This window comes from Aequorivita sp. IT1282 (genome assembly GCF_058068205.1).
Genome location: NZ_JBYRHR010000003.1, coordinates 543,441 through 560,564 on the forward strand (window position 1 = coordinate 543,441; position 17,124 = coordinate 560,564).

14 protein-coding genes are annotated in these 17,124 nt (G+C 36.2%); 4 read left to right on the top strand and 10 right to left on the bottom strand.

Annotated elements, in window-relative coordinates; translation table 11 throughout:
- Positions 1 to 16: 16 nt before the first annotated feature.
- The 7 genes from AC3RVG_RS09340 to AC3RVG_RS09370 all read right to left on the bottom strand — a co-directional run bounded on the left by AC3RVG_RS09340 (position 17) and on the right by AC3RVG_RS09370 (position 8,124).
- Positions 17 to 2,029: an ATP-binding protein gene (locus tag AC3RVG_RS09340; RefSeq protein ID WP_489691188.1), complete on the bottom strand. Its 2,013-nt coding sequence runs from the start codon at positions 2,027 to 2,029 to the stop codon at positions 17 to 19.
- Positions 2,029 to 2,847 carry an alpha/beta fold hydrolase gene (locus AC3RVG_RS09345; RefSeq protein WP_489691189.1) on the bottom strand — a complete coding sequence of 273 codons (819 nt, stop codon included), beginning with the start codon at positions 2,845 to 2,847 and terminating at the stop codon, positions 2,029 to 2,031. The genes AC3RVG_RS09340 and AC3RVG_RS09345 overlap by 1 nt, the downstream gene beginning before the upstream one ends.
- A gap of 299 nt (positions 2,848 to 3,146) precedes the next feature.
- The gene (dnaN, locus tag AC3RVG_RS09350) at positions 3,147 to 4,265 is read right to left on the bottom strand and encodes a DNA polymerase III subunit beta (protein WP_489691190.1); all 1,119 of its coding nucleotides are present in this window, start codon (positions 4,263 to 4,265) and stop codon (positions 3,147 to 3,149) included.
- 187 nt (positions 4,266 to 4,452) lie between these two features.
- Positions 4,453 to 6,144 carry a gliding motility-associated ABC transporter substrate-binding protein GldG gene (gldG, locus tag AC3RVG_RS09355; protein WP_489691191.1) on the bottom strand — a complete coding sequence of 564 codons (1,692 nt, stop codon included), beginning with the start codon at positions 6,142 to 6,144 and terminating at the stop codon, positions 4,453 to 4,455.
- On the bottom strand, positions 6,144 to 6,851 hold the full coding sequence (gldF, locus tag AC3RVG_RS09360; protein WP_489691192.1) for a gliding motility-associated ABC transporter permease subunit GldF: 708 nt from the start codon (positions 6,849 to 6,851) through the stop codon (positions 6,144 to 6,146). Before gldF ends, gldG begins: the two co-directional genes overlap by 1 nt.
- A 59-nt stretch (positions 6,852 to 6,910) precedes the next feature.
- Positions 6,911 to 7,207 carry a putative quinol monooxygenase gene (locus tag AC3RVG_RS09365; RefSeq protein WP_489691193.1) on the bottom strand — a complete coding sequence of 99 codons (297 nt, stop codon included), beginning with the start codon at positions 7,205 to 7,207 and terminating at the stop codon, positions 6,911 to 6,913.
- 77 nt (positions 7,208 to 7,284) lie between these two features.
- Complete coding sequence (locus AC3RVG_RS09370; RefSeq protein ID WP_489691194.1) at positions 7,285 to 8,124, bottom strand: SAM hydrolase/SAM-dependent halogenase family protein; 840 nt, start codon at positions 8,122 to 8,124, stop codon at positions 7,285 to 7,287.
- A 198-nt stretch (positions 8,125 to 8,322) separates the two neighbouring features.
- Here AC3RVG_RS09370 and AC3RVG_RS09375 point away from each other — a divergent pair, with 198 nt between their 5' ends.
- Positions 8,323 to 9,276, top strand: coding sequence for a PhoH family protein (locus AC3RVG_RS09375; protein ID WP_489691195.1), 954 nt, complete (start codon positions 8,323 to 8,325; stop codon positions 9,274 to 9,276).
- Between the two features lie 3 nt (positions 9,277 to 9,279).
- Positions 9,280 to 10,233, top strand: a complete 954-nt coding sequence (locus AC3RVG_RS09380; protein ID WP_489691196.1) for a phosphoribosylaminoimidazolesuccinocarboxamide synthase — start codon at positions 9,280 to 9,282, stop codon at positions 10,231 to 10,233.
- 9 nt (positions 10,234 to 10,242) lie between these two features.
- On the opposite strand, the gene AC3RVG_RS09385 is transcribed toward AC3RVG_RS09380, so the two are convergent.
- Entirely contained in the window at positions 10,243 to 11,601 is a 1,359-nt protein-coding gene (locus AC3RVG_RS09385; protein ID WP_489691197.1) for an acyloxyacyl hydrolase, read from the bottom strand.
- Positions 11,598 to 12,743: an acyloxyacyl hydrolase gene (locus tag AC3RVG_RS09390; protein ID WP_489691198.1), complete on the bottom strand. Its 1,146-nt coding sequence runs from the start codon at positions 12,741 to 12,743 to the stop codon at positions 11,598 to 11,600. Before AC3RVG_RS09390 ends, AC3RVG_RS09385 begins: the two co-directional genes overlap by 4 nt.
- Positions 12,744 to 12,941: 198 nt before the next feature.
- Here AC3RVG_RS09390 and AC3RVG_RS09395 point away from each other — a divergent pair, with 198 nt between their 5' ends.
- A complete protein-coding gene (locus tag AC3RVG_RS09395) occupies positions 12,942 to 14,339 on the top strand; it encodes an alanine/glycine:cation symporter family protein (RefSeq protein ID WP_489691199.1) in 1,398 nt (465 codons plus the stop codon).
- Positions 14,340 to 14,574: 235 nt separating this feature from the next.
- Here AC3RVG_RS09395 and AC3RVG_RS09400 read toward each other — a convergent pair whose 3' ends face one another.
- Complete coding sequence (locus tag AC3RVG_RS09400; protein ID WP_489691200.1) at positions 14,575 to 15,660, bottom strand: M42 family metallopeptidase; 1,086 nt, start codon at positions 15,658 to 15,660, stop codon at positions 14,575 to 14,577.
- Positions 15,661 to 15,786: 126 nt separating this feature from the next.
- Here AC3RVG_RS09400 and AC3RVG_RS09405 point away from each other — a divergent pair, with 126 nt between their 5' ends.
- Positions 15,787 to 16,488 carry a DUF4294 domain-containing protein gene (locus tag AC3RVG_RS09405; protein ID WP_489691201.1) on the top strand — a complete coding sequence of 234 codons (702 nt, stop codon included), beginning with the start codon at positions 15,787 to 15,789 and terminating at the stop codon, positions 16,486 to 16,488.
- Positions 16,489 to 17,124: the final 636 nt, after the last annotated feature.

A 17,124-nucleotide genomic window follows, 5' to 3' on the forward strand; every position in this document is an offset into this window, starting at 1 on the left:
AATGAAAAGTATAGAATTAGAGCTTTTGACTCTTTTTTAAACCTTTTATTATTTTAGTGAATTCCTCCAAACAAAACTTTCCCTTACTAGCTAGTGTGGCTTCGTCTAATGGAACAGCTCCAAGAATTTCTCGACATTCACTCATATAACCGCTTAGCGGATCAGCCTTCATATAATACATGGTCATCGTAGTTTTATGAATGAGATCTGAAATCTTTTTTATGTCTTTGTTTGCTAAAGCAATTTCAAATTCCTTCTTATAACCTACCATAGCATCCAGCGTACTTAAAACAAATTTTTTAAGGTATTCAGGTTTGTTATTCGCCATTTTTATATAGCGCTCTAAACTGTAACTCTCAACCCCTGATGATTTGGTTTTTGCACTTAATTTCCTTAGCTTTTTCTTCGGTATAAATTTAGCTTTGGTAGAAAGTTTAGCGAGCTTTTTACCTTTGTTTTTTTTACCGTGACAAACTCCTAATAAATCAAAAAGCTCCGAAGGTTGAAATGGTTTTGGCAGGTGGTCATCTATTCCTGCTTTAATTAATTTATCGCTTACTTCTCCCTTTGTAGATGCCGAAAAAGCAATTATATCGGGCTCTTTTTCAAGCTTTAATTCTCTAATCTTTTCAGCAGTTTCATATCCATTCATTTTTGGCATTTGCAAATCCAGTAATACAATATCTATTGCATGCTTTTTAATGATGTTTATAGCTTCTTGACCACTTTTTGCTGTTTTATATTGAATGTTCCACAACTCAAGATACTGCGTTGTTATATAAATATTAATTAGGTTATCATCAACCACTAAAACCTGGCAGCCATCAAAATCATTATCTTCAGAAGTTGAAATTAATTGTTCTGGCTTTTTAGATTTTTTCTTATTAACCTCATACTTTAAAGAAAAACTGAATTTAGAACCTTCATTAACTTTACTAGTTACTACTAATTTACTTTCGTGAAGTTCTAATAATTTTTTACTGATTGTAAGGCCAAGTCCGGTACCACCGTATTCCACACTTACATCATAACTAGCCTGCGAAAACTCTTGAAAAATTGTTTCTAATTTTTCTTCAGGAATACCAATTCCGGTATCCGAAACTTCAAATTTAAGATGAACCTCTTTTTTAAGTTTTTTAATCAAAGAAATGGAAACCGTTATTGCACCTACCTTAGTGAACTTTATTGCATTCCCAATAAGATTGGTTAGAATTTGATTCAGTTTTACTGGATCTCCAATAATATTGTTTGGAATACCTTCTTCTAAATTTATAAGAAGTTCTACTCCCTTTTCCTCAGCTTTTACCGAATATATTTGCTTTAACACAGTAAGCAAATCGAGAAGATTGAATGAAACATGTTCCAATTCAAGCTTTTTAGCCTCTATTTTACTTAGGTCTAAAAGATTGTTCACAAGACTCAATAAATTTTCAGAAGAACTCAGTAACAGGCGTGCATATTCCTTTTGGTTATCGTTTAAAGGCGTTTTATGCAGTAGATTCCCTATTCCAAGAATTGCGTTTAAAGGCGTACGGATTTCGTGACTAATAGTCGCTAAAAAGTCTGCCTTAGCTTTTGAATCTGCTTCAGCTTTTCGCTTGGCATCTAATATTTCATTTTCGTAGTTCCAGCGATCTGTAACGTCTAGTATAGTTGCTTGATAGGTGGTTTGTAAATTTCCTTGTGGAGGAATTTCTCGCACATTAATAAGGCCGTGAAATACACTTTTGTCTTTTCTGAGAATATCAAAATAGACTTCCTGTATAAAACCTTGCATTTTTATAAGTGGAAAAAAATGCGTTTCAAAAAATATTTGCCCTCCAATTTTAAATAGGCTAGGGAGGGTAATTACATTAACTATTTCTTCCTTTTTATAGCCTAACCAATTCGTTAATGTATTGTTTATATCTATTATTAATCCATCGTTTTGAAATGAGACAGACCCGCAGGGCGCATTTTCATATAAGTCTAAAGCTGCCTTAAGACGTACTGAATCTACTTCGTTTAAAATATCGTTTTTAATTCCCACTAAGAGTTGGTTTCAAGAAAATCTAAAATTGCATTTGCAGTTTCTTCTGGCGCACTTAAATTAGGACAGTGCCCTGTAGCTTTTAGTATCTTTAGAGTGCCATTTTGTACCGAATTGGCTACGTATTTCCCAACTTCTATAGGGGCTATTACATCCTGAGAACACTGCAATATAAGGCTTGGCGTAGTAATATTCTCTAAATCGTCTCGGTTGTCCGATAGAAACGTAACACGGGCGAAATTTTTAGCAATCTCTGGATCGGTTTTACAAAAACTATTGCTTAATTCTTTTCCTAATTCAGGTCGTGCATCATTACCCATAATAATAGGAGCCATTGTTCGAGACCATCCCAAATAATTGATGTCTAAGGTATCTAAAAGCTCGTCAATAGATTCTTTATCAAACCCACCAACGTAGTCCCCCTCATTTATATAACGGGGTGAAGGGCCTATTAAAATCAACTTCGAAAAAAGTGAAGGGTCTTTAAGTGAAGCAAGCATACCAATCATTGCACTTACCGAATGCCCCACAAAAATAACATCCTTTAAATTTAAATGTTCACAGATTGTAATTATGTCGTCTGCATAGGCGTGCAACGAATTGTATTTTTCATTTGTGTATGCAGCGATATCAGAATTACCGGCACCTATGTAATCAAAAAGTATAATCTTGTAATTCTCCTCGAAATAAGGATACATGAAGCGCCACATATTTTGATCGCAACCGTAACCGTGGGCAAATAGCATTGGTTGAGACCCTTTACCAAAAACTTTAATATTAAAGGACTCATCTATATTAGCGTACTTATTGTTTTTCATGAGGAGAGGCTTAATGCTTTGTTAAAACTACGTAAAAAATTAATATATCCAAATACATATTAACTGTGCTCAAACTTGAATGCTGAAGAACTGCTTTCTGCTATTATAACGCGCAATACCGTCTAAAATGGATTTCTATGCTGGTTATAGTTGTCCACAGTTGGAATATATTTTATAAGAGTTTATCTAATCTTTGGAAAAATAACTAGCAGAACCTTCATTACATACTGAAATGCTAAAAAGGAAAGCATAAGCTCTCCTTTTAGTTCTTCCGTTATATTTGTAAGTTAAAAAGGCTTTTAATTATTCAGCATCACTGGCATTACAAGCATTGTAACAGTTTCCCCTTCATCTAATCCATCTACAGGAGTAAGAATTCCTGCACGGTTAGGAAGGCTCATTTCTAATGAAACTTCATCGCTTGTAAGATTATTCAGCATTTCAGTAAGGAAACGGCTGTTGAAACCAATTTGCATATCATCACCTTGGTAGTCGCAAGTTAAACGCTCCTCAGCTTTGTTGCTGTAATCTATATCTTCCGCAGAAATATTAAGCTCTGCACCAGCAATCTTTAAACGTATTTGGTGCGTTGTTTTACTAGAGAAAATAGAAACACGACGTACAGAATTCAAGAATTGATTTCTGTCAATAACCAACTTGTTCGGGTTTTCCTTCGGAATAACAGCCTCGTAGTTCGGGTATTTTCCATCAATTAAACGACAAACCATTTCTGTATTCTCAAAAACAAATTTTGCGTTGCTATCGTTATATTCAATAGTTACGTCTTCTTCGCTACCTGCAAGAATGCTCTTTAAAAGCGTTAATGGCTTTTTCGGCATTATGAATTCCGCAGTTTGTGTAGCGCTAATATCGTCGCGGGTATATTTCACTAATTTGTGTGCATCGGTCGCTACAAACACTAAATTATCTGTTGAAAACTGAAAGAAAACACCGCTCATTACAGGTCTTAAATCATCGTTCCCTGAAGCAAAAATTGTTTTGCTGATAGCTGTTGCAAGCACATCGCCTTGTACAATTGTTGCCGAAGGATCTTTTAATTCAACAGCATTGGGAAATTCTTCGCCACTAGCGTATGCTAAAGCGTATTTACCGTGGTTGCTGCTTATTTCAATAGTATTGTTGTCTTCAACCGTAAAAGTTAATGGTTGCTCTGGAAAGGTTTTTAGCGTTTCTAGCAAAAGTCTTGCAGGAATACAAACCAAACCTTTTTCAGTACTTTCCACTTCTAATTTTGAAGAAATGGTAGTTTCTAAATCGGAAGCCGAAACAGTAAGGGATTTTCCGTCTAAATCAAACAGGAAATTATCTAAAATAGGCAGCGTATTATTGTTGTTAATAATACCACCTAAAACTTGCAGTTGTCTTAATAAATAGGAACTCGATACGATGAATTTCATTATGTGTGTTTTTTATGAAATAATTCTCAATTATGCTCGCCCCATACGTCTAATTTATAGTAGCGTAAAAGATTGGCGAACCTGTCAAACTTCTTGATAATTCAAAGGATTCGTTCAGTTTACTGTTCGAAGCCGAAGTACAAATATATTTCAATTGAAGTGTTTGTTAAAACAAACTTATCAACATTTAGCGGGTGTATTTTCGTTTGCGATAATAGGTGAAAACAAATCCGAAAATAGCCAGTAAACCCAACGGTAACAATATATTAAGCACTTGCCACTTGCTTCGCTCTTCCACAGTTTTTTGTGGATCGAGAAAAGGTACTGCAATTTGCCGCGTTCTAATGTTTATAAGTCCACTATCGTCAAGCAGGTAATTAACCGTATTTAGCAGAAATTCTTTATTTCCGTAGAACTGATTCGTCATTTTGTCGAAGCCAAGTTCAAGCGGCCGATTGCCCTGCATTTGGTTTTTAATTACATCGCCATCGCTGATTACTACCATCTTAGCAGATTTACCTTCATCTATATTTTTTATGCCGTCAAGTTTAATTGGTTTCACCCGATTTTTATAAACTGAAGTGAATTTTCCTTCCAGCAATACAGCAAGCGGAACTTCGCCAGCGTTGTATTCTTCAGGATTAGGACCTTCATTTACGATCTGTAAATTCTTTGGTATTTCTGAATCAAAGTCAATAGGGAAGGGGAGTCCCACGATTTTAGAAATTGGTGAAGTAGAAAGCAAAACCGTTTTTTTGATGTTATTTGGAAGTGTATCTATTGCACTGGCATAATCAAATTTTACCGCCTCAATATTTGTAACGATTGGGTGGCTATTCGTGCTGCTACTCAACGGACTAAAAAACCACGGATAACGATTGTATTGGGATTCTCGTTCATCGCCACTCGCCAAAACAATTGGGGCCGAATACACATCTTTCACCAAATTAGGGTTGATACGGATGCCGTATTTAAAGAAGAAATCGTTTAAGTTTAAATCCCTTCCAAAAGCGAAAGCATTGCCGCTAACAGTATCTGTCTGCATTTGGGTTGCGTCCAGTAACCAAAGGGTATTGCCGCCGTTCATTATATATTGATCCAGCACATATTTTTCATTATCGGTGAATGCTTCTGTGGGCTGGGCAGCAACAATTAAGTTAAAACCTTCCAAGGCTTTCAAAGTCTTTTCTGGACTTGCAGCAACAGAATCTAAAGTGAAAGGAGCTATAAAATAATATTCCCGCAGGGTGGCAAAGAAATCGGCAATGTAACGATCGTCATATTCTCCATTTCCTTTTAATACCGCTATTTTCTTTGACTTTTCTGAAGCCAGTTTTTTAAAACCATCGGCGAAAGCATATTGTAAGTTTTGCAACGAACTGTTTACCCGTTCTTCGGAAGTAGCGCCAAGTTGGTTTTTCAGCAAACCAATTTTCACAGATTTTCCATCGTGATGTGCTAGTACCCAAGGATAAACTAGCTCGGTACTCTGTTTGCCGCTTTCGGTAACTGAAACTTGTGCAGGAGTCAGTCCAAATTTTTCAAATTGCGTTTGAAAAGCTTCGTTACCCTTTTCTGTGGGATCGATAAATTCAAACTTTATATTTGAATTATATGATGAGAATTCTTCTAAAAGCTGTTCCGTTTCACTTTGCAGCCTTTTGAATTCTGGCGGGAAATTTCCTTTCAAAAAAACATCCACAATAAGTGGGGAATCAATTTGATCAACTATTTGTTTCGCCTCTTCAGACAGTGTGAAACGCTTGTCCTGTGTAAGATCGAAACGTTTGTAGAAATAATTGCCAACGATATTCAACAGGATTAAACCTGCAATTAACACAACCAGCGAAACGATATTTTTTCTAATTGAAGTTTTCATTATAGCTTCTTCAATTTAAAAATGGTTAATGCAATAAAAAATACGGTAACGCTCAAAAAGTAAAGTAAATCGCGAGTATCCAAAACTCCGCGTGAAACGCTGTCAAAATGCGCTTTCATTCCAAATTGTGAGATATCAAAAGAGGTGGAAGTAAAGCCATCAAAACCGTAATAAAGCCCAAAACACAGAAACACGGCAATTATAAAAGCCACAATTTGATTCTGTGAAAGCGTGGAAGAAAATATGCCGATTGAGGTATAAGCTAACACCAAAAATAGTAATCCAATGTAGGAACCAATAGTGCTGCCAACGTCCCAATTTCCGGGCGGGTTTCCTAATTCAGAAATGGCGAAAACGTATAAAATTGTTGGAATTAGAGCGATGATAATTAGAATTACTGCGCCAAAATATTTCCCTAAAACGATATCTTTTAAGGACACTGGTTTGGTGAGTAGCAACTCTAAAGTGCCCATTTTCATTTCGTCGCTAAAAGCACGCATACAAACAGCGGGAATTAAAAATAGTAAAACCCACGGAGCGAGTTCAAAATAGGGGGAGAGGTCTGCAAATCCAGAATCGAGTATATTGAAATTTCCACCAAAAACCCACAGAAATAAACCGTTTATCACTAAATAAACCGCAATCACCATATACCCAATGGTACTGGAAAAGAAAGAGTTTATTTCGCGTTTTATTATTGTAAACATTTGTTTTTTATCCCAAGCGCTAAACCGCCATTAATTTTTCACCTACTACCTACACCTATTTACTCAAGCCTCGCCACAGTATCCACACTCCAAGCCTCAGCTTTCGCTTTAAACATTGGTTTTGTTACACTCCAGACGTCTCTAAAAAGTTCGCTGTTTCTGTAATTTTCTAGATCTATTTCTTTATTCCAACGGCTGTAAGTGAAATAGATTGTTTCGTTATTTTTATCGTTGTAAAGTTCCAAAAAAGCACAACCTGGAAAATTGCGGATCTTTTTTTTTACTTCTTCAAAATTAGCCAGAAAAGCAGGAATGTTCTCCTTTTCAAAATCCATTTTTACAATTCTTGTGAACATATAACTAATTTAAGGTTTAAGCGGAGCCGAAGCACCGTTTTCACTTTTCGATAAAAACGTTTATTTAAAATATGAATTTATGTTTCTAAACTAAAATTAACCGTAATAGTATCTCTAAATTCTAACCCAAATAGGCTAGAAGCGCCACCCACCGAAGTAGGATTGCTTTTGTAAATTGCAAGTTCTAAAAATTGTGATGAATTCCAAAGCGCTAGCCTTTTTCCATCTTCTTCACGTTTTTCTGGGGCGTGGTTAAAATTTATGGCGTCACTATAATGAGTGTGTATTTTTGAAAACTTCGCGTTACGTGCAGCAATTATAAATTCTCTTCCGCGCCCTACTTCTTCAAAAAGCTTTTTAGTAATATTACTTATCACGTTTCCGTAATTATCAATATATATTACGTTACCAATTATCTGACTTTCTTTGTTGCTTATTACAGGGCGTATGCCTGTTAATTCTTTTATTTCGGTAATGTTTTTGCCAATTACCTCTAGTGTTCCACCTCTGGCAATGTGCCCAGCAACCTTCACAAAAACATCCAAAACAGGGAAATTACTTATTATTCGATCGTGAATGTTTATTTCAACAATTTTCTCTGGTCGAATTTCTGAAGTTAACATTGAAATAATACCGTTGTTAGCACATATAAAATAGTGCCCATCCATAAAAACTGCAATGTGCTTATTTTCAGGATTTAACTCAGAATCTACCCCAATAATGTGGATGCTTCCCAGCGGAAAACTTTTGTATGCATTCTGGATTATATATGCAGCTTCGTGCAAATGAAAGGGCGAAACGTAATGAGAGATATCAACAATCTTCGCATCTTCCATTTCCGTGTAAATAGCCCCTTTTACTGCGCCAACGAAGTGATCCTTCTCTCCGAAGTCAGTAGTAAGTGTAATTATAGCCATAAATGGATTGTTGATATTTTCTTAAAAGGTTACCACAAAAATAAGTTACTTTTGTTAGTGGCAAAACTATTTTTGATTAATAAAAAAATTATTCTGCCGTAACATTATTGATCATATTTTTATATAATATTGACAGTGAATTACACCTTAATATAACACCTTTTACGTAGCATAACTCACGTCTAAAATATACAGCATTTGAACGAACTTATCATCGAACTTACAGAGATTAGCCCAAGGGATTTCTTCGGTCTTGAAAACGCTAATATTGACCTTCTTAAAAAATATTTTCCAAAACTGAAAATCGTTGCACGCGGTAACAAAATCAAAGCATATGGCGATGAAGATGTGCTGGAAGAATTTGATAGGCGAATTATGATGCTCTTAGAGCATACTGCCAAATACAATAAACTAGACGAAAACGTTATTGAACGCGTTTTGTTAAGCCGAAATAAAGAAGAATACGAAGCACCTGCAGGCAGTGGCGAAGTAATTGTTCACGGTTTAAGCGGAAAACCTATTAAGGCACAGACCGCAAACCAGCGCAAACTCGTAGCGCTTATGGGTAAAAACGATATGGTTTTTGCAGTTGGCCCAGCGGGAACGGGTAAAACCTACACCGGTGTGGCACTTGCTGTAAAAGCTTTAAAAGAAAAAGAAGTAAAACGAATAATATTAACCAGACCTGCGGTAGAAGCCGGTGAGAATTTAGGTTTCCTTCCGGGCGACTTAAAAGAAAAGCTGGACCCATATATGCAGCCGTTATACGATGCGCTTCGCGATATGATTCCTGCCGAAAAACTGGCGTCGCACATTGAAACAGGAGTTATTCAAATTGCGCCTTTGGCATTTATGCGCGGCCGTACGCTGGATAATGCATTTGTAATTTTAGACGAAGCCCAAAATACAACCCACGCACAAATGAAAATGTTTTTAACCCGAATGGGAAAAAACGCAAAATTCATGATAACCGGAGACCCAGGACAGATAGATTTACCGCGTCGTGTAACTTCAGGATTAAAGGAAGCACTACTAGTTTTAAAAGACGTGAAAGGAATTGGAATGGTTTATTTAGACGACAAAGATGTAATCCGCCACCGTTTAGTAAAAGAGGTGATTGCGGCTTACAAGAATATTGAAAACGTAGATTAAATAATGAGTAACACAATAATTTCAACAGATTTTAATTTCCCCGGACAAAAAAGTGTTTATCACGGAAAGGTGCGCGAAGTCTATACGTTAGAAAACAACAAACTTTTAATGGTAGCTACGGACAGGCTTAGCGCTTTTGATGTGGTAATGCCAAAAGGTATTCCGTATAAAGGACAGATATTAAACCAAATTGCGACCAAAATGATGCGCGATACTGAAGATGTGGTGCCAAATTGGTTGACTGCAACTCCAGATCCAAACGTTGCCATTGGTGAAGCTTGCGAGCCTTTTAAAGTTGAAATGGTAATCCGTGGATATATGAGTGGCCACGCCGCTCGCGAATATAAAGCTGGAAAACGAATGCTTTGTGGCATCGCAATGCCTGAAGGAATGAAGGAAAATGATAAATTTCCTGAACCAATAATTACTCCCGCCACCAAAGCCGAAATGGGCGATCACGATGAAGATATTTCACGCGAAGATATTCTGAAAAGAGGAATAGTTTCAGAAGCAGATTATCTTCAACTTGAAGATTACACGCGAAAACTTTTTAAACGCGGAAGTGAAATTGCTCACAAAAGAGGATTAATCTTAGTTGATACTAAATATGAATTCGGTAAAACGAAGGATGGAAAAATAGTGTTAATTGATGAAATTCATACACCAGATTCTTCACGTTACTTTTACGCCGAAGGATATGAAGCACGTCAGAATAATAATGAAACTCAAAAACAACTTTCAAAAGAGTTTGTTCGTCAGTGGTTAATTCAAAATGGTTTTCAGGGTTTAGAAGGACAAAAGGTTCCACCAATGAGCGATGAATATATCGAAACCGTTTCAGAAAGATATATTGAATTATACGAAAACATTACAGGCGAAAAGTTTATAAAAGCAGATGTTTCAAATATTCACGAACGTATTGAAAAAAATATTTTAAGCTATTTTTCTAAACGCTAAGTTTTTAATTTAAATATCTTCTTGAAAATTAAAACTGTAGATATACCCTAAACTTACTTCAGAGAAATCTGCCTGCCCTAAATTTGAATTGATATGTGCGGCAATATATATGTTGTTTATAGGGTTCTTTTCTGTAGCAAGTAAATAATATTTTAAGCCCAGCCTCCCAGATAATAGTTCTTTGAACTTATAAAAACCATCAAAATTACCGAGTACCCATCCCTCTGGAATTTCTCTTGGAGTGTTTTCCCAACCTTTATTTATTCGCCATTCCATTTTATAGGCGGGTTTGTGTAAATTAACTCCAATCTGCAAATTTATGCCTATATGGTTCATTAAAATTTCACCGCTAAAATTTACACCTATATTGGTTGCATAATATATAGGCATACTCTTAAAGTAATCAAACTCCCTTCCACTCCGCACTAGCCATTCATTCCCTTTAATATAATCGTAATAATGTTCGTAGAATCGGTAGTAAAAACCAATCCCAAGTTTTAGTGTGTTATTGTAGATACGACCGTATTCGCCAGCAAAAGTGTACACATGTTTTTTTTCATTGAAAGCCAAAGCAAAAGAATTTTGACCAAGCCCCCCGCGTAAAATGAAGTAACTGTAAACGTTATTCTTTAACGTGATAACCTCTTCCTCACCTAACTCTACCATGTCCTTTGTAGGGCTTTTTATATCTGTAGAAATGCTAAATAAATATGAATTATACCCTTTATTATGTAAGCGCATATGGCCATTAGAGTGGTGTGTATAACCAAAACCTAAGTGTAAATCAATGTTTTCTGTTGTGAAAAGCCGATAGTACAAAAACAATCTACAAGCCCAAGTTAAGTCGGTAGTTACGGCCTGGTTTCTCGGGTTCTTTTCGGCATCGTATTTTTCAGTCAAAAAGGAAGTTCCCATTCCAGCAAGTACACTCACCTTTTCACTTCTAAAAGCATTAAACCTTATAAAAGGCATAAACGAAAAGGCCAACCCCAAACTATCTCTATTTCCAAAATCTGTAATGCCGAAGGAAAAGCCAGTTTGTGGACCTTTTAATCGTTGAGTCCATTCTTGTGAATTTTCAGATTGATCCCTACCAATATTAAAAATTAGCTGCTTTTGTGTCTTTGTACTGGGGAAATTAAAGTTCGCTTCCTGCGTTTCTCCGAAGAGTAATTCGGTATTAAAAAATAACGAATTATCAATCCAATTAGGTGTAGATTGACCAATTGATGAAAACGTAATTAAAAAGAAAAAAATGAACAGCTGTATTTTGAAGTAATAATGAAAGTATTTTTGGGTGCCAAAAGGCAACCGACCAGCGAGTAGAAAACGTTTATTTGAGAACTTTAGAAATAAACGTTTTATCACTGCTTCGATTTATGATTAAAACTGTGCACATAACCAAAACTAAATTCGGTAAAATCAGCCTGCCCTAAATTTGCATTAAGATGGGCGCCTATATAAAAGTTGTTTTTCGGTGCTTTTTCCATTCCAATTAGGTAATATTTTAACCCCAATCTGGAGGAAATTCGGCTCTTCTTTTTAAAACTTCCGTCAAATTCTCCTAAAAGCCACCCTGGCGGAATTTCTCGCGGCGGATTATCCCAACCTTGATTAATGCGCCAATCTATTTTATATGCAGGTTTATGCAAATTATAACCCAATTGAAGATCGATCCCAAAGTGATTTAGGAATATTTCGCCGTGAACTGTAATTGCTAAATTGGAAGCGTAATACCAAGAATTACTTCTGAAATAATCGAACTCGCGCCCAGCTTGCACCAACGATTCATTTCCTTCAATATAATCGTAATAATGCTGGTAAAAACGATAGTAAAAACCTACTCCAATTTTAAATGTATTGTTGTAAACACGGCCGTATTCTCCAGCAATAGTGTAAACATTCTCTTTGTCGTTGAATGCCAACGCGAAAACATTTTGTCCTAATCCACCGCGTAGCGCGAAATAGCTATAAACGGTTTCGTTATAAGTTGGAAGCGCTTCAACAGTAGTGTTTTCAGGATTATTTAATGGATTTTTTATATCTGCCGAAAGGCTAACCAAAAATGAATTATAACCTTGGTTCAGTAAGCGAGTATGTCCGTTGGAGTGGTGGGAGTAGCCCAAACCCATTCGCCAATCTATATTTTTTGTCCCTAAAAATTGATAATATAAATACATTCTATACGCCCAAGTAAGATCTGTGGTAACTGCTTGATTCTGCGGATTGGTTTCGGCATCGAACTTTTTAGTGAAATAGGAAGCGCCCATTGCAGCCACTACTTTCCAGCGAGTGCTGCCAAAGGCCTTAAATTCAATAAAGGGCATTGCAGTAATGGCTATTCCTAAACTATCCAGATTTCCAAAATCTGTGATTCCAATAGACATACCCGTTTTTGGACCTTTTAGTCGCTGCGCCCATTCTTGCGGATTATTTTCGTGGAAGCGTCCAAAGCTTAGAAGTAGTTGTTTCTGTAATTTAGTATCGGGAAAACCGTCGTTGGATTCCATAGTTAATCCTAAAAGAAATTCAGGATTAAAAGAAAACGCACCTTTTTTCCAATCCGACTCAGTCTGAGCGAATGTAAAAAAAGACACAAAAATAAAATAAATGGTTAGTTGTATTTTCATTTGATGCTGCAAGAAACAATTTCCCTTTTAATTTTAAAAATTTTAACACTACATTCGTTAAAACTTTAAAACTAGCACTTGGAAAAAATTGACAATATTGTCGCTGAAATGGCTTCCGCAGCTTGGGGTTTGCCACTTTTAATACTGTTAATTGGAGGTGGTTTATACCTTATAATAAGAATTAGATTTTTACCATTTCGCTACTTAGGTCACGCTATAGCAGTGCTACGTGGAAAATATGACAACGAAAGCGATGCTGGTGAAATCACACATTTTCAAGCATTAACAACGGCTCTCTCTGCAACCGTTGGAATGGGGAATATTGCAGGAGTTGCCGTAGCCATCGCCATTGGTGGTCCGGGCGCAGTTTTCTGGATGTGGGTTAGTGCTGTAATTGGTATGTCTACTAAATTTTTTACGGCAACACTAGCAATACTTTACCGCGGAAAAGATAGCGAAGGGAAGATACAAGGTGGCCCAATGTATTTTATAACCGAAGGTTTAGGAAGAAAATGGATGCCTATGGCTATTCTTTTTAGCGTGGCAGGATTGGTAGGTGCTCTGCCGGTTTTTAATGTAAACCAACTTACACAAGCAATTAACGATATACTTTTAAAACCCGCCGGACTTTATTACGGTTTTAAAACAGATTTAATGATAGGTATTGTTTTAGCTATTATCACCGGAATAGTTATTTTGGGTGGTCTTGGGCGTATTAGTAAAACTGCTTCAAAAATGGTTCCCGCTATGGTCTTGCTATATTTCACACTGGTTGTTATAATTCTCGGCGTTCATATTGATGTAGTTCCAAAATACTTGGGCTTAATCTTCACAGATGCTTTCTCGGCAAACTTTTTTAAAGGAGATGTATTTCTGGGAGGCGTTATAGGTGGTATTATTCTATTAGGAATTCGTCGCGGTGCATTTTCAAACGAAGCGGGGATAGGTACAGCGCCAATGGCGCACGGTGCAGCAAAAACAAACGAACCAATTCGCGAAGGTTTAGTAGCAATGTTGGGTCCTGCAATTGATACCTTAATAATATGTACACTTACCGCACTGGCAATTTTAGTTACGGGCGTTTGGCAAACTAGCGACGCAAATGGCGTTAGTTTAACCGCTTCAGCATTTGAAGAAAGTATGCCGGTCTTCGGAAAATATGGCTTGCTGGCTTGTATTGCTATTTTCAGTATTTCATCGCTTTTTTCATATTCGTATTATGGAAGCAAGTGTATGTCTTTTCTCTTTGGAGCAAAAAACAAGGGTATTTATAATTACTTCTATATTCTAAGTATACTCGTAGGTGCTACAACTTCGTTAAGTATGATGATTAATCTAATCGATACTTTCTTCGCATTAATGGCAATTCCAACAATGACGGCAACCGTAATTCTTGCACCTAGAGTGATAAAAGAAGCAAAGATTTATTTCGAAAAACTAAAGCAGCAAAAAATATTATTAAAGAAAGATACTTAAAAATTAAAAAGTCGATTTCACCTACATCAACTCGGGCTTACTTTCTTCAATAATATTCAAAAGAAAGAGGCAGTCTAAAAAATAAGAATTAATCGGTTTGTCGGGTCGAGCGCAGTCGAGACCTGATTGTAAGTCAGAAACCTAAAGTTCTCGACTGCGCTCGAACAGACATCCAAAACTACTTTTTAAACAGCCTCTTTAAATGTTTAATAATTAATATGTCGCTTAAAAAAATCTAGTCGAAATAACTAAAGGTTTCGCCGTCTTTAATATTAAGCAATGTTTCGTAAATAAGTTTAATTACGTTTTCTACATCATTTCTGTGCACCATTTCTACAGTGGTGTGCATATAACGAAGAGGCAACGAAATTAACGCACTCGCAACTCCGCCGTTACTATACGCAAAAGCATCTGTATCTGTTCCCGTAGCTCTGGAAAGTGCTGCACGCTGAAACGGTATCATTTTCTTTTCGGCAGTATCAACAATTAAATCACGAAGTTTTTGTTGTACAGCAGGAGCATAGGCTATTACTGGACCGCAACCAATTTCCGCCAATCCCTGTACTTTTTTGTCAATCATTGGGGTAGTGGTGTCGTGAGTTACATCGGTAACAATTGCAACATTCGGTTTAATACGTTCTGCAATCATTTCGGCTCCTCTTAAACCAATTTCTTCCTGTACAGAATTTGTAATATAAAGTCCAAAAGGAAGCGTAACCTTATTTTCGTGAAGTAATCTTGCAACTTCGGCAATCATGAAACCACCCATTCTATTATCTAAAGCGCGACACACAAATTTGTCTTCGTTTAAAATATGGAATTGATCAGGGTAGGTAATTACACAACCCACGTGAATATCCATTTTTTCTACTTCTTCTTTATCTTTTGCACCAACGTCTATAAAAATGTTTTCTGGTTTAGGGCATTCTTCTTTCGCTTTATCGCGTGTGTGAATTGCCGGCCAACCAAAAACACCTTTTTTAATTCCGTTTTTGGTATGAATATTTACAATTTTTGAAGGCGCTATTTGGTGATCGCTTCCGCCATTTCGAACTACATAAAGCAATCCATTGTCTGAAATGTAATTAACGTACCACGAAATTTCATCTGCATGGCCTTCAATAACCACTTTAAATTTTGCGTCGGGATTAATTACACCAACCGCCGTTCCGTAGGTATCGGTAAAAAATTCATCAACATAAGGTTTTAGATAATCCATCCACAGCTTTTGTCCGTCCCATTCATAACCGGTGGGGGCTGCATTATTTAAATAGGTTTCTAAAAATTTAAGTGAATTGTCATTCAATAATGAAGTCGTCATAAATCTATTTTTCTGAAATTAAATATGTTTGGTAAAATTAGCAAATTCTTATTAAGAGCAACAGTGCAATTTGCTTATTTTTGGTGCGTTCTTGGATAGAACCAAGCTTTAAAAAAACAGTTTTAGATGAAAGTTTTTCTACCTATATATATATGTATACTTTTTTGCGGTTTGAACACCACTTACGCGCAAACAGATTCTGAATATTTAAAAAAACAGAAAGATTCCTCCGAAGTTATGTATTACCTAATTGAAGGTGATACTATAGCTCGAGAAATGATTGATCTCGATGAAGTAATACTGCTGAATAAATTAAAATTTGGTTCAGCCGATGACCGAAGACGTTATCTTATCCTTCGCCGTAAAACCCGAAAAGTATATCCGTATGCTAAATTAGCCTCCGAACGTTTAACAACTATGACCGAAAGATTAAAAACTATTGATAGAAAAGGTGATAAAAGACGCTATACAAAACGCATCCAAAAGTATATTGAAGGTGAATTTTCTGAAAAACTTAAAAAATTGACCCATACCGAAGGGCAAATATTGGTAAAACTAATCCACAGACAAACCGGTCGCACAGCTTTCGATCTTGTAAAAGAGCTTCGCACTGGCTGGCGGGCATTTTGGTATAACACCACAGCCAGCCTTTTTGAAATCTCTCTAAAGGAAGAATACAACCCCTTTGACGTAAAAGAAGACTATTTAATTGAGGATATTTTAGAAAGATCCTTTCAAGAAAATATACTTGAACGTCAAAAACCTTCATTCCCCATTGACTATCTCGATTTAAAGGCCGCTTGGAACAAAAAGACTGTTAATAACTAAGACCTTCAGGTAGTTGCACAGAATTTTAAAACATGCTATGTTTGTAGTTCGCTCTTTTTGTTTTTGGCAACCCTCGTTGTATTAGGGAGTTCGGTTCAGAATTGAACTATTAGACAGATAAAAACCGATTTTAGGGCTAATTCAATTTTTTTTCAATGGTAATATGGTAGCTTTCAAAGCCTTATTATTTGTTAAAAAAAAACATCGAAAAAAAGCCATAAATAAGTTTGTGGGTATCGAAAAGCGATCTATATTTGCACCCGCTAAGCAGAACAGATAGCTGTTCAGAATTGCAAAGCAAACGCTCTTTAAAATTTAGAAAAAAAATACTTTAAAAAGTATTGCCGGTTATAAAAAGGGTGTTATATTTGCACCCGCTTAGAACAGCAGCTAGGATGTTGGGAAAGTTAGTAATTCGCTCTTAAATTTTTTTTCAAATGTTTTTCAAAAAACATTGTGAGTTTAAAAAAGAGTTGTATATTTGCAGCCGCTTAGAGATAAGCACGTTCTTAGAGACAAGATGAAAGGTAGTATTAGCAACGGTTCAACTCCGTTCCATCAACAAAATAACTCTCTATAATAGTATAGAGAAAAGTTCATTGAGATATTGAAATTGACAGCGTAGATTAATTACCG